At 69.5% G+C, this 12,357-nt stretch carries 13 protein-coding genes; 5 read left to right on the top strand and 8 right to left on the bottom strand.

Going from position 1 to position 12,357, the window contains the following annotated elements; genetic code table 11:
- Positions 1 to 20 precede the first annotated feature (20 nt).
- The 3 genes from FGL98_RS07910 (at position 21) to pknB (ending at position 4,200) form a co-directional block, all read left to right on the top strand.
- The gene (locus FGL98_RS07910) at positions 21 to 923 is read left to right on the top strand and encodes a haloalkane dehalogenase (RefSeq protein WP_146316218.1); all 903 of its coding nucleotides are present in this window, start codon (positions 21 to 23) and stop codon (positions 921 to 923) included.
- Between the two features lie 163 nt (positions 924 to 1,086).
- Positions 1,087 to 2,265, top strand: a complete 1,179-nt coding sequence (locus FGL98_RS07915; RefSeq protein ID WP_186526047.1) for a lytic transglycosylase domain-containing protein — start codon at positions 1,087 to 1,089, stop codon at positions 2,263 to 2,265.
- 48 nt (positions 2,266 to 2,313) lie between these two features.
- The gene (pknB, locus tag FGL98_RS07920; protein WP_246136431.1) at positions 2,314 to 4,200 is read left to right on the top strand and encodes a Stk1 family PASTA domain-containing Ser/Thr kinase; all 1,887 of its coding nucleotides are present in this window, start codon (positions 2,314 to 2,316) and stop codon (positions 4,198 to 4,200) included.
- Here pknB and FGL98_RS07925 read toward each other — a convergent pair.
- Together FGL98_RS07925 and FGL98_RS07930 are read right to left on the bottom strand one after the other, a co-directional pair.
- Positions 4,181 to 5,569, bottom strand: a complete 1,389-nt coding sequence (locus FGL98_RS07925) for a class II 3-deoxy-7-phosphoheptulonate synthase (RefSeq protein ID WP_425460988.1) — start codon at positions 5,567 to 5,569, stop codon at positions 4,181 to 4,183. The two genes, pknB and FGL98_RS07925, sit on opposite strands and share 20 nt — an antisense overlap.
- Positions 5,570 to 5,629: 60 nt before the next feature.
- Positions 5,630 to 6,616, bottom strand: coding sequence for a lysophospholipid acyltransferase family protein (locus FGL98_RS07930; protein ID WP_342779956.1), 987 nt, complete (start codon positions 6,614 to 6,616; stop codon positions 5,630 to 5,632).
- Between the two features lie 42 nt (positions 6,617 to 6,658).
- On the opposite strand from FGL98_RS07930, the gene FGL98_RS07935 reads away from it, so the two are divergent.
- Positions 6,659 to 7,231: a hypothetical protein gene (locus FGL98_RS07935; protein WP_146316221.1), complete on the top strand. Its 573-nt coding sequence runs from the start codon at positions 6,659 to 6,661 to the stop codon at positions 7,229 to 7,231.
- Between the two features lie 16 nt (positions 7,232 to 7,247).
- Here FGL98_RS07935 and FGL98_RS07940 read toward each other — a convergent pair whose 3' ends face one another.
- From FGL98_RS07940 to FGL98_RS07965, 6 genes are all read right to left on the bottom strand, one after another.
- Entirely contained in the window at positions 7,248 to 7,949 is a 702-nt protein-coding gene (locus FGL98_RS07940; RefSeq protein ID WP_146316222.1) for an endonuclease/exonuclease/phosphatase family protein, read from the bottom strand.
- Positions 7,946 to 8,932 (bottom strand): ROK family glucokinase, encoded by a 987-nt coding sequence (locus FGL98_RS07945; protein WP_146316223.1) that lies wholly within the window; start codon positions 8,930 to 8,932, stop codon positions 7,946 to 7,948. Before FGL98_RS07945 ends, FGL98_RS07940 begins: the two co-directional genes overlap by 4 nt.
- Positions 8,929 to 9,384 carry a hypothetical protein gene (locus FGL98_RS07950; RefSeq protein ID WP_146316224.1) on the bottom strand — a complete coding sequence of 152 codons (456 nt, stop codon included), beginning with the start codon at positions 9,382 to 9,384 and terminating at the stop codon, positions 8,929 to 8,931. Before FGL98_RS07950 ends, FGL98_RS07945 begins: the two co-directional genes overlap by 4 nt.
- Positions 9,381 to 10,415 carry an ArsA family ATPase gene (locus FGL98_RS07955; protein WP_146316225.1) on the bottom strand — a complete coding sequence of 345 codons (1,035 nt, stop codon included), beginning with the start codon at positions 10,413 to 10,415 and terminating at the stop codon, positions 9,381 to 9,383. The genes FGL98_RS07950 and FGL98_RS07955 overlap by 4 nt, the downstream gene beginning before the upstream one ends.
- Complete coding sequence (locus tag FGL98_RS07960) at positions 10,415 to 10,858, bottom strand: SRPBCC family protein (RefSeq protein ID WP_146316226.1); 444 nt, start codon at positions 10,856 to 10,858, stop codon at positions 10,415 to 10,417. The genes FGL98_RS07955 and FGL98_RS07960 overlap by 1 nt, the downstream gene beginning before the upstream one ends.
- Before the next feature lie 129 nt (positions 10,859 to 10,987).
- Positions 10,988 to 11,773, bottom strand: a complete 786-nt coding sequence (locus tag FGL98_RS07965; RefSeq protein ID WP_186526048.1) for an MFS transporter — start codon at positions 11,771 to 11,773, stop codon at positions 10,988 to 10,990.
- Positions 11,774 to 11,818: 45 nt separating this feature from the next.
- Between FGL98_RS07965 and FGL98_RS07970 the strand changes: the two genes are divergently transcribed.
- Positions 11,819 to 12,349 carry an ArsR/SmtB family transcription factor gene (locus FGL98_RS07970; RefSeq protein ID WP_146316227.1) on the top strand — a complete coding sequence of 177 codons (531 nt, stop codon included), beginning with the start codon at positions 11,819 to 11,821 and terminating at the stop codon, positions 12,347 to 12,349.
- The last annotated feature ends 8 nt before the right edge of the window (positions 12,350 to 12,357 follow it).

Consider the following 12,357-nt stretch of genomic DNA (forward strand, 5'->3'; position numbering starts at 1 on the left):
ACGTTGCGATAATCGCCGACATGCCCACTCTTCGCACACCCGATGACCGATTCGCCAACCTGCCCGACTTCGACTACGAGCCGCGCTACGCCTCCGTCCCTTCCCCGGACGGCGAGTTGCGGATGGCGTATGTCGACGAGGGGCCGGCCCACGGACCGGTGGCCCTGCTGCTGCACGGAGAACCGAGCTGGTCGTTCCTCTACCGGCACGTGATCCGGGTCCTGACAGGACGTGGAATCCGTTGTGTTGCACCGGACCTGGTGGGATTTGGCCGCTCGGACAAGCCGTCCGAAACCGCCGCCCACACGTATGCCGGGCACGTCGAGTGGATGCGCAGCCTGGCCTTCGACACGCTGGACCTGACCGACGTGACGCTGGTCGGGCAGGACTGGGGCGGCCTGATCGGGCTCCGCCTCGCCGGCGAGCACCCGGGCCGGTTCGCCCGGATCGTCGCGGCCAACACCGGCCTACCGACCGGCGACACCGACATGCCGAAGGTGTGGTGGCAGTTTCGCCGGGCCGTGGAGGCCGCCGAGACACTGGACATCGGACGTTTTGTGCAGTCCGGCTGCCGCACCCCGATGACCGACCAGGTGCGCGCGGCCTACGACGCACCCTTCCCGGACGAGTCGTTCAAGGCGGGCCCACGGGCGATGCCGGCGCTGGTCCCAACTCGCACCGACGACCCGGCGACCGATGCCAACCGCGCCGCATGGGCGCGTCTGACCCACAGTGAGACGCCGTTTCTGGTGGCATTCAGCGACGGCGACCCGATCACCGCGGCGATGGCGCCGATCCTCCGGCGGAGTATGCCGGGCGCTCAGGGACAGCCGCACACCGTCATTGCGAACGCCGGTCACTTCCTGCAGGAGGACGCCGGCGAGCGCCTCGGCGAGGTCGTGGCCGACTTCGTCCACGGGTGATCCGGGCAGCCACCGGCATCATCACGCAGGGCCGGGCAGGGCGACACGCGCCGCCCTGCCTGGCGGGTATCTGGGCGACATTCCGCTAGGTTGCCAGGGAACTACACCACACTAGACGCTCGTGCAACATGCGTCACAGGAGGCACACCCCCACATGGCACCCATGGCGCAGGCACCCCCACCGGCCGTCGTTCATGCCGAGCACGGCAAGAAGTCAGCGCAGTCGGCCACGCGCCACTGGAAGATCTACACGGTGCGCCGCGGTGACACCCTGAGCGCGCTCGCCGCACGCTATGGCACCACCGTGACCGCCCTCCGAGACCGGAACCACTCGTCGGACATCAAGGCCGGTCAGCACATCGCAGTGCCGGCCTCGAGTCCCACTCGCTCCAAGGCACCGGCCACCAAGCCGGTCCCGCAACGACACCGGGCCGCGAAGACACCGACCCGTCGCACCAGCGGCTACACCGTGCGCTCCGGCGACACCCTCACCTCGATCGCTCTGACCCATCACACGACGGTCGGCGCAGTGATGAAGGCCAACCACCTCAGCGATGCCAACCTCGTGCGCCTCGGCCAGGAGTTGCGGGTCCCCACCAGCGCCAAGGTCACCTCCACCAAACCCGCACGGTCCGCCGTGAGACACGCGGCCAAGCCGGCGGCCCACCACACGTCCTACACCGTGCGAGCGGGCGACACCCTCAGCTCGATCGCCCTGGCGCACCACACCAGTCTGGCCGCGCTGCTCAAGGCCAATCACCTCAGCAACGCCAACCTGGTGCGCACCGGCCAGCGGTTGCAGGTCGCGGGGAGGGCGACGCCGAAGAAGGCGACGAAGAAGGCACCGAAGCACCTCACCAAGAAGGAACGCACCTTCGCCGGCTGGACCTACCCCGAGAAGGTGGTGGAGTCCGCGATCTCGACCCGCAGCTACCTGGCGAAGCGGCCCGCGCCCTCGCGTGCCGCGGTCAAGTCACTGATCGTCAGCACCGCACACCGCTATGGCATCGACCCGAGGCTGGCCCTCGGCATTGCCTGGCAGGAGTCCGGATGGAACCAGCGGGCCGTGTCGGTGTGCAACGCCATCGGAGTCATGCAGGTGATGCCGGGCACCGGCACCTGGGCGGCCGGCCTGGCACGGCACCGGCTCAACCTGCTGGATGCCCGTGACAACGTCACCGCAGGTGTGGTCGTCCTGCGCTACCTCACGACTCACGCCGGCAACCTCGACGAGGCCATCGGCGGCTACTACCAGGGCCTGGGCGGCATCCAGGCGCACGGGATGCTGCCGGACACCAAGGCGTACGTGCGCGCGGTGCACGCACACATGGCGCGCTTCTAGCGGCCGCGCCTGACCGGGACAACCGCTCGGAGTTCGTACAATTTGGTCGTGTCAACCTCCATACCCATGTCACTCGTCGGCCGGACGGTCGACGGGCGATACACCGTGCAGAGCCATGTGGCCGATGGTGGGATGGGGTCGGTGTACATCGCGATGGACCGTCGTCTCGACCGGGATGTTGCCCTCAAGATCATGCGACCGGACCTGGCGCGAGACGAGGCCTTCGTCGCCCGCTTCCGGCGGGAGGCCAAGTCGGCCGCCCGGCTCGCGCATCCGCACGTCGTCTCGGTGACCGACCAGGGCGCGGACGGTGACTACGTCTTCCTCGCGATGGAGTTGGTCCGCGGCGGGACGCTGCGGACCGTCATCCGCGAGGAGGCGCCGCTGCCACCGGGTCAGGCGCTGGACATCGCCGACGCCATCCTGCAAGCACTTTCGGCCGCCCACCGGGCGGGCCTGGTGCATCGCGACGTCAAACCGGAGAACGTCCTCATCGGCGAGGACGGCGCCGTCAAGGTGGCCGACTTCGGCCTGGCCCGTGCCGTGACGACCGAGACGCTGACCGCAGACAGCGACGTGCTGCTCGGAACCGCCGCATACCTGTCCCCCGAGCAGGTCGAGCACGGCACCGCCGACGAGCGCACCGACGTGTATGCCGCCGCGCTGCTCCTCTTCGAGATGCTCACCGGGCGCAAAGCCTTCCCGGGCGACTCCCCCATTCACGTGGCCTACCAGCACGTGCACGGGCAGATGCCCGTCGCGTCGGACCTGGTGCCGACGGTGCCGGTCGACCTGGACGACCTCCTTGCCCTCGGCACCGCGAAGGACCCGGATGACCGGCCCGCCGACGCCACCGCCTACCTGGCGGCTCTGCGCGCCACCCGACGCGGGCTGAGCGAGTCCGATCTCGAGCATCTCCCGGAACCGGCGGACTCCCCCGTCGTCGGCCACCCGGCCGGGGCGCCGGACAGTTCACCCGACGGGCACACTCGTGCCATCAGCACCAACTCGACCGACCCGTTGCGGCCCATCGACGAGCGGCCGGACAAGAGGCCTCGGTTCCGCCGCAGGTCGTGGCTGGCCGCGCTGCTGGTAGTCCTGCTGGTCGCCGGGGTCTGGGTGTTCACGCTGGGTCCGCTCGGGCAGACGACCGTGCCGTCGCTTCGCGGCCGAACCCAAGGGGTCGCGGTCGCCGCCGTGCAGCGTGCGGATCTGCAGGCGCGAGTCACCCAGGACTTCAGCGAGTCGGTCGCCAAGGGCACCGTCATCTCGGCCACCCCGGCGTCCGGCGACCGGGTCCGCAAGCACGGCTCGGTGACACTCCATGTCTCCAAGGGGCCCGAGCGGTACGACGTGCCGACGCTGACGGGCCAGACCCTCACGGCGGCCACCAGCGCGCTCCGGGCGGGGCACCTCACCCTCGGCACCGTGACCAACGACTACAGCCCGAGCGTGCCATCGGGCCAGATCATCAGCGTCTCGCCGGTGGCAGGCACCCCGTCCAAGAAGGGGACCGCGATCGACCTGGTGGTCAGCAAGGGCCTGCAGCCCGTGGACATCCCGGACGTGACGGGACAGCCGAAACCCGCCGCGACGAGCGCCCTGACCGACCTCGGGCTGAAGGTCACCTTCGGCGACGACGCCTACAGCAGCACGGTCGGCAAGGGCGACGTCATCACTCAGACCCCGACCACCGGCCCGGGCCACAAGGGCGACACGGTGAATCTGGTGGTCTCCAAGGGGCCGCAGATGGTCACGGTGCCCGACGTCAGGAACGACACGACCGCGCAGGCCACCACGGCGCTCCAGAAGGCCGGGCTGAAGGTGCAGGTGAACCGCTACTTCGGCGGCATCTTCGACAACGTCCGGGGCCAGACGCCGAGTGCGCACCAGAGCGTCCCGATCGGGACGACGGTCACGATCTCGGTCGTGTGACCCGGCTGCGCAACATCTCGGCCACCAGGAACGCCAGCTCCAGGCTCTGCTGGTGGTTCAGCCGTGGGTCGCAGGCCGTCTCGTAGTGCTTCTCCAGGTCGGCATCCAGGATCTTCTCCGAGCCCCCGAGACATTCGGTCACGTCGTTGCCGGTGAGCTCGACGTGGATACCGCCGGGCACCGTCCCGAGCGCCTCATGCACCTCGAAGAACCCGCGCACCTCGTCGATGATGTCGTCGAACTCACGCGTCTTGTAGCCGGTTGTCGACTCGAACGTGTTGCCGTGCATCGGGTCGCAGACCCATACGACCTTCGCGCCGCTGCGATCGACGCGCTCCACCAGGGCCGGTAGCTTCTCGCGAACCCGCGGTGCGCCCATCCGGGCAATGAACGTCAGCCGCCCGGGGCGCCGCTCGGGATCGAGCCGGTCGATCAGTCGCAGCACCTCATCCGGATCCGCGGTCGGGCCCAGCTTGACGCCGATCGGGTTCTGGATCCGAGAGACGAAGTCGACGTGCGCGCCGTCGAGCTGCCGGGTGCGTTCGCCGACCCACACGAAGTGGCCCGACACGGCATACGGCAGACCGGTGCGTGAGTCGATGCGAGTGAGGGGCTTCTCGTAGTCGAGCAGCAGCGCCTCGTGACTGGCGAAGAACTCGACCGTGCGCAGGGCGTCGAAGTCGACACCGCAGGCCGCCATGAACTTCATGGCGCGGTCGATGTCCTGGGCGGTCGACTCGTAGCGTGCGTAGGCGCCGTTGGCGATGAACCCACGGTTCCACTCGTGCACGTGCCGCAGGTCGGCGAAACCGCCGGTCGTGAAGGCGCGCACGAGGTTCAAGGTGGCGGCGCTGGTGTGGTAGGCCCGCACCAGCCGCTGCGGGTCGGGTCGACGTGACTCCTCGGTGAAGGCGAAGTCGTTGACCATGTCACCCCGGTAGGCGGGGAGCGTAACGTCCCCGCGAACTTCGAGGTCCTTGCTGCGCGGCTTGGCGTACTGACCGGCGATGCGCCCCAGCTTGATCACCGGGGTGCTCGCGCCGTAGGTCAGGACCGCGGCCATCTGCAGGATGGTCTTGACCCGATCTCGAATGTTGTCCGCGGTCGCCGCGGAGAACATCTCCGCGCAGTCCCCACCCTGTAGCAAGAAGGCCTCGCCCTGCGCCGCGGCCGCCAGGTTCTGGCGCAGCACGTCACACTCGCCGGCAAACACGAGCGGCGGTGATGCGGCAAGCTCCGCGCGCGCCCGCTCCAGGGCGACCGCATCCGGCCAGTTCGGTTGCTGGGCAGCCGGCAGGTCCGGCCAGCTCAGGGCACCCGAGGATGGCGTGTTGACGGCCGGGAGATCGAGGCGACTGGTGGTGCTCACCGGTTCAGGGTACGTCGACGTTCTCGTCGGCCGACCGCCCGCCCACGACGCGGACATCGCTCAGGTGTGGCTCGCTGCGGCATCCGGGTCGGGTTCGGCGGCGCCCTCGTCCCCGTGGTGCCGGCGCTGCTGGACCTGCTGCTGCACCTGACTGGCGATGGCTGCCGCGCCACCACCGATCTCCTTGGCCATGGCCGCGATGCGGTCCTTGGCGGTGGACGCATAGACGTCGACGTACTCCTGGCCGCCCAGCAGCATCAGCTCGTACATGATCTCGTCGGTGATGGACCTCAGGACGAACCGGTCGTTCTCCATCCCCTCGTACCTGGAGAAGTCCATCGGCTTGCCGAACCGCACTCGCGGTCGTACCAGCCGGCCGAACACCTTGCCGGGTGGGGCCACCTCGTCGGTCCCGATCACGGCAACGGGGATCAGTGGCACCTTCGCCTCGAGCACCATGCGCGCAACGCCGGTCTTGCCCTTGTAGAGCCTGCCGTCGGGCGAGCGAGTGCCTTCCGGATAGATGCCAAAGAGCTCGCCGCCGGCCAGAATGCGCAGGCCGGTCGAGATCGCGCCGGCCGCCGCGCTGCCGCTGCTGCGATCGATGGGCACCTGACCGGCACCCGAGAAGAAGGCCTTCTGCAAGAAGCCTTTCACCCCCGTGCCGGTGAAGTACTCCGCCTTCGCAGCGAACGTCACGCGTCGCTGGATCACCAGCGGCATGAACAACCAGTCTGCGTATGACAAGTGGTTGCTTGCCAGGATCGCGGGCCCAGCCTCGGGCACATTGTCAGCACCTTCCGACGTGGGCCGAAAGATGAACTTGAGCAATGGACCCAGCAGGACCCACTTGAGCAGCCAGTAGAACACCGTGCCTCCTGTTCCTTCCGCGGTGAACCTTACGACGGCGCCGCACGGCTTCTTGGTCTGGTGCAAAGATATCTGTATGGCGATCCTTGTCGGCGCAGAGTCGCGGGGCCACGTCGCCGAGATGTTGCCCGACGACAGCTCTCCGGTCACCAGGCTCGACAATGGGGCCGCACTCATCGAGGATGAGGCTGTGGCCCTCCATTACCGCACCCACCTGCCATGACCGCAGAGAGGCACGACGACTCCGATCGGCAGGCCGATTTCGACAGCCGGTTCGCTGAGATCGTCTCGCAGTTCGGCTCCGAGGAGGACGACCGTCCCGGGTCGGGCCCAGGTGACCCCGACGAGGACACCCAGGACACCGAGGTCACCAAGAGCGACCGGCCACCCGATGTGCCCGGCGCTCACCCGGGCGCCTCGACCAACCCCACCACCTCCTGGCGGAAGTTCGAGAACCAGTATCACGACCCGAAGCCGCAGCCCCCTGATCCGCTTGCGGGACTTCCTTCGCAGTGGCGGGTGCCGGACGGGGACGGCCTCTCCTACCTCGACGACGAAGAGGACTTCGTCCCGCCGCCGCCCGCTCCGCTACCCAAGGACGACCTCCACTTCTGGGCGATCCTGGCCACTTTGATCGGCGGACCGATGTGGGTGTTCTACCTGGCGATCTTCGATCGCTACGCCCGATCGCTGTGGTGGGTTCTCGCGGTCGGCACCTGTGTGGCAGGGGTGGTCCTGCTGGTGCTGCGCCAGCCCAAGAACCACGACGACCCGGACGACGACCTGCTGTAGGCGCAGACGCGAGCGCTCACTCGGCCGGGCCGTCGCTCGCGGGCAGCAGGATGTCGACGACCACGGGCAGATGGTCGGACGCGGCCGCGAGATCTCGCTCGTCCAGCGCCAGTTCCGGATCACGCGTCAGGAGACCGACGGAGACCAGAATGGTGTCGATCCGGCGGACCGGTTCCGACGCCGAGACGGTCGGCGTGCGCGGCCCGACATCCCGCAGTGCCGTGGCCAGCGCGGACCAGGCGGGCCCGTCATCGGTCTCGTTGAGGTCGCCCGCGACTACCACCGGCACGTCACCGGCGACCGCATCGAGCACACCACGAGCATGCAGCGGCCGTTCCTCCGCGCGCAGGCTCAGGTGCACGCTGGCCACCCGAAGCGCGGCCTGCCCGGGCAGCCGCACGGTCGCGACGGCATACCCGCGTGGTTCGTCGAACCGGCGCACAGGCAGGTTGCGGTGTGCGCTGGAGAGCACGTCCACCCGCAGCCCGGTCAGGAGCGTCGTGCTCATCCGGCCGCGATGCCCGCCGCTCCACGTCAGGCCCAGGTCGGTGGCGAGCGCCGCGACCCGATGCCCGGAGAAGGGGTGCCGTGGAGCCTCTTGCAGGCACAGGACATCCGGATCGATCGACCGGACAACACGGATCAGTGCGTCCCGGTCGTCCTTGAGGGCGCGCACGTTGTAGGTCGCGACGCGGAGAATTGCGGACGTCCTGCTCACACCTGCACGGCTTCCTTGCGCGCCAGGTCGGCCGCGCCGATCAGCCCCGCCTCATTGCCCAGCCGGGCGTGCACGATGCGCGCCTCGGGCCGGAAGCCGCGCCCCGCCAGATGCCTGCGGAAGGAGTCCCGGGCTGCGTCCAGCAGTAGGCCACCCGCGGCGCTGACACCACCACCGATGACGAATGCCCCCGGGTCGAACGCGTCGGCCAGGTTGGCCAGGCCGGTGCCCAGCCAGGTGCCGATCTCGGCGAGCAGCTCGGCGGCCATCGGGTCACCCGAGCGTGCCGCCTCGGTGATCATCGGGCCGGTCAACGCCGTCATGTCTCCATCCGCCAGCGTCGCGAGGTCCGCGGCGAGCGGTGAGCCTGCGAGCACCAGCGAGCGGGCCTCCCGCACCAGGGCATTGCCGCTGGCATACTGCTCCCAGCACCCGCGGTTCCCGCATTCGCACCGGTGCCCACCGGGCATCACCTGCATGTGACCGAACTCGCCGGCGATCCCGAATCGGCCCCGCTGGATCTGCCCATCGGTGAGGATCGCCCCGCCGATCCCGGTGCCCAGCGTCACCATGACCAGATGGCTCTCCCCCTGCACGCTGCCGAAGCGCCACTCCGCCCAGCACGCGGCGTTCGCGTCGTTGTCGACGCAGACCGGGACGCTCACCCGCCGAGACAGCCGGTCTCGCAGCGGCTCGTGTCGCCACGACAGGTGCGGCGCAAAGACCACAGTGGCCCGGTCGGCCGCCACGAAACCGGCCGCGCCGACGCCCACCGCCTGCACCTGCCCATCGGCGAACTCCATCAGCTCGTCGACGACACTGACGATCGTGTCCTCGACGACCCGGGCGTTCGTGGACCGGTGCGGTGTGTCTCGGCGGGTCCGCCGCACGACGGCGCCGGTCTCGTCGACCAGCCCGCCGGCGACCTTCGTGCCGCCGATGTCGATGCCGATCGCCAGCTGTGCAGCGGTCTTGCGGTTCACGGTGCTCCACCCTCGTCGTCGGTGTCTCCACTGACCGGTATGTCGGTGTGCTCGGGCTTCGCCGGCGACGACGGGGTCGGATTCCTGGCGCCGGCCCGGCGGTCCTCGGCGACCGCATTCAGACTTCCCGCGAACATCGCGAGGACGTCGGCGACCCGCTCGAGCGCCTCGGGCTGGATCGCCTGAACGACGGTGGCCACCCGGCAGATCGGGCAGACGCGGCATACCGAGTCCACTGCGCCCGACTCGTGGCAGCCGCAGCTGCGACCGGCCGTCCGTTCTGCCGACGGCGGGTCGGTGTCCCGGGACGTCTCGGCGTCCGGCCGAGCGTCGCCCGGGTTCGGGTGCGTCGAGCGGGCCCAGTCGGACACCGCCTCGGCCAGGCGCAGGGCCTCCTGAGCGACCGCGCCGCCGGGATCGGTGCCGTCGGTTCCGTCCGTACCTGATGTCACGTGGCCTGCTCCTGCTGCGTTGGTCTGAATCTCACCTCAAGGATGCCGTGCCGCAGCAGCGCACCCGCAGGGCGGCACCGACGCAGCGCGGTCGGAAGTCCCACGAGCCGCCGGTGGCCGTGCGCCTCCAGCACCAGGTCGTCACCTTCCTGGGTGAGGCGGAGGTTCTGCGAATCTATCAATGGCAGTGCCATCCGCCATAGCATGTCCTGCCCGTCGGCCCGGATGTCTCGTGCCCGGTCGGGGGGTGCTGTCAGGTCGGGCAGCCCGCTGACGCCGCACTGAACGGTGTCGTCCGCGGTGGCCGGCAGGTCCCACACCGGCACGTCGGGGAGCACGGGCGACACTCCGAACGTCGACCCCTGGCGCCGCGCAACCACCCGCGGATACGCGTCGTGAAGGGATAGCCCGCGCGCCAGCCAGCGCGTCTTTGCACGTGCGCTCGCGTCGTCCCCCATCACCAGCACCGTGGCGGTCGTCCCACCGAGCAACCGGTCACGAGCGCGCACCGTCGCTTCGTAGACGGCCCGAAGTGCATCCGCGGTGTCCGGACCCGGCCAGCGTCGGCCCACGGCCGCCGCCAGCAGTGGCCGGGTGGCCGTCAACCAGCCGCGCTGCGCGGGTAGCACCCCCTGCACGAACCACGGCAGCATCCCGGCCAGCTGCACCAGGTCGACAACTCGAGCGCCCGCGTCGATCACCACGAGGTCGTGCTCGGGTGCGTCTGCCAGGGCCCAAAGGACGCCCACCAGCTCGCGGCCGGGCAACCCGCCGAGCTCGTCGATGAGCCGCGGGTCAAGGCCGGCCAGGTCCATCGCACCGCGCGCGGCGCTCAGGTCCGGGCGGGGCGCGCCGGCACCCAGGCGCGACACCGTTGCCTCGCTGACCAGGTCGCCCGCGCCGGCACAGCCGTCGAGGGTGGCGAGGGAGACCCGCCGACCGTCCGCCGCGTATGCCGCGGCGATGCCCGCCGCGCAGGTGGATGCCCCCGCACCACCCGCCCCGCCGACGAGGACGAGCCGTGGCAGCATCAGGACTCGGCGCGCTTCTTCAGGCCTTTGAGCGCGGAGTCGATGATCATCTTCTCCGCCTTCCGGCGCAGCATCCCGATGACGGGAATGCTCACGTCGACACTGAGCTGGTAGGTCACGTTGGTTCCCGCCGCGGACTCTTCGAGGCGGTAGGAGCCGTCCAACGACTTGAGCATGGTCGACTTCACCAGGTTCCAGCTGACCGTGCCGACACCGGTCTCATCGATATCCCAGTCGTAGGCCAGCGTGTAGGTGTCCTTGATGACCCCGGCGTCGAGCACGAACTCGACCTGCTCGGCCCAGCCATCGTTGTCCTCGGCCAAGACCGTCGCACTCTTGACCTGCCCTGCCCACGACGGATACTCGTTGAAGTCGGCAATCACATCCAGAGCGTGGGCGGGAGGTGCGGCGATCTCGATTGTGGACCTGGTGCTGTCAGCCATGGGGTGAGGGTACCTGCGCAGGCCGGCACGGCGGCACTTCGACGCAAGACCGTCACCCGGCCGGCGCGCCCGACCCGTTCGATCTGCCGCAACAGCAAGGAGATCACGTCCTCGCCCTGGTCGCCCAGCTCAGACCGTTGGTGAGCCGGGAGGAGCCGGCGGGTACTTGTGGCATCCCGTGAGCGTGTCGCGCAGCCAGAGTCCGGCGAGTGCTGTTGCCGCGCCGGTGGCGGCGATTGCAGCTCCGGGGCCGAGCGCGGCGGCGAAGCCGCCTGCGGCGGCGGGCCCGAGGCCTTGGCCGCCCATCAGCCCGGTCGTCCGCAGCCCGAAGGCTTGGTCTTGGAGGCGTGTGGCGAGGGTGTCCAGGAAGCGTTGCTGGTAGCCGAAGCCGGTGCCGGTGGTCGCGAGCAGTGCCGCGCCCACCGGTATCGGGATCTGGAGAGCGAACGCGATCAGCGGTAGGCCCATCAAGGCAGCCATCGGGAAGCAGAGCCGTTCGCGGGCGGGTGGGCTGCAGAGTCTGCCGACGGCGATCTCGCCGGCCAGCATGCCTACGGGCATCGCGATCAGGAGGATGCCGGCGGTGCTCGCTGGTCGCCCGCTCGCGCCGATGTAGGCGACGATCAGCGATTCCCCGCAAGTGACGCAGAGCACTCCCCGGGGTCGGAGCCGATCCGCCGGCGAGGTGAGCAGTGCCCCGCCGACCAGCTGGGGCAAGAAGCCGATGCCGTAGGCAATCGCGGACAAGAAGGCGGAACCGGTTCGTGCGTAGACGAGGACCGAGAGTCCGAGGATCTCGGCGGTGGCCGCCAGCGCCCGGAGGGCCGTGCCGGTGAACAGTACCCGGAACTCTCTGACGGCGAGAACCTCGCGGTAGGTAGTGCGACGCTGCGCGGCTGCGGTGCTGATCGTCATGTCCGCAGCATGCGGCTCCCGGATCGCCAACGGTAGAGTTTCGATGTGAGTCGAAAGGTTGCCCGGATCGCGGTGGGCCGCGAGGAGGTGGTTCGCAGAGCGCCCTCGCCGACGTGCACCCCGATCTTTCGCTGGCGAGACGGGTGTATCGAGGTCGCGCATCGCCCGCAGCAGCCCGATGGCGATCTGGCCGGCCGGGGCCTGCTGTTCATCCCCTCGGTATTCATCGGCTCCGGCCTGGCACTCGGACTCGAACCTCCCTGGCCCCCGGCGCTGGACTACCCAGCCCGTGGGGTCGCCGCACTCTGGTCCACCAGTCCCCCGCCAACTACCCGCGCGCTCGCCGAGCTGCTCGGCCGCACTCCGGCCCTCGTTCTCATGGCAGTAGAAGAACCCGCAAGCACCACACAGCTCGCAGCCACTCACGGTCTGGCCCTGGGCAGCGTCGGCCACCACCTGGCGGCGCTGCGCCGTGCCGGACTCATCAGCGGTTCAAGGGTCGGACGATCCGTGCTGTATCGCCGTACGCCCGTCGGCGACGCCCTCGTCGCCATCGCCGGCAGCAACGACACCTGAGTGGGGCA

Source organism: Leekyejoonella antrihumi (assembly GCF_007845645.1).
In the GTDB taxonomy this organism is placed as follows: domain Bacteria; phylum Actinomycetota; class Actinomycetes; order Actinomycetales; family Dermatophilaceae; genus Leekyejoonella; species Leekyejoonella antrihumi.

Coding starts and splice junctions, on each gene's coding strand:
- FGL98_RS07960 (WP_146316226.1), bottom strand. CDS start 10,858: ATGGCTGACAGCACCAGGTCCACAATCGAGATCGCCGCACCTCCCGCC.
- FGL98_RS07910 (WP_146316218.1), top strand. CDS start 21: ATGCCCACTCTTCGCACACCCGATGACCGATTCGCCAACCTGCCCGAC.
- FGL98_RS07935 (WP_146316221.1), top strand. CDS start 6,659: ATGACCGCAGAGAGGCACGACGACTCCGATCGGCAGGCCGATTTCGAC.
- FGL98_RS07965 (WP_186526048.1), bottom strand. CDS start 11,773: ATGACGATCAGCACCGCAGCCGCGCAGCGTCGCACTACCTACCGCGAG.
- FGL98_RS07915 (WP_186526047.1), top strand. CDS start 1,087: ATGGCGCAGGCACCCCCACCGGCCGTCGTTCATGCCGAGCACGGCAAG.
- FGL98_RS07955 (WP_146316225.1), bottom strand. CDS start 10,415: ATGCTGCCACGGCTCGTCCTCGTCGGCGGGGCGGGTGGTGCGGGGGCA.
- FGL98_RS07930 (WP_342779956.1), bottom strand. CDS start 6,616: ATGAGTGCGGCCCCATTGTCGAGCCTGGTGACCGGAGAGCTGTCGTCG.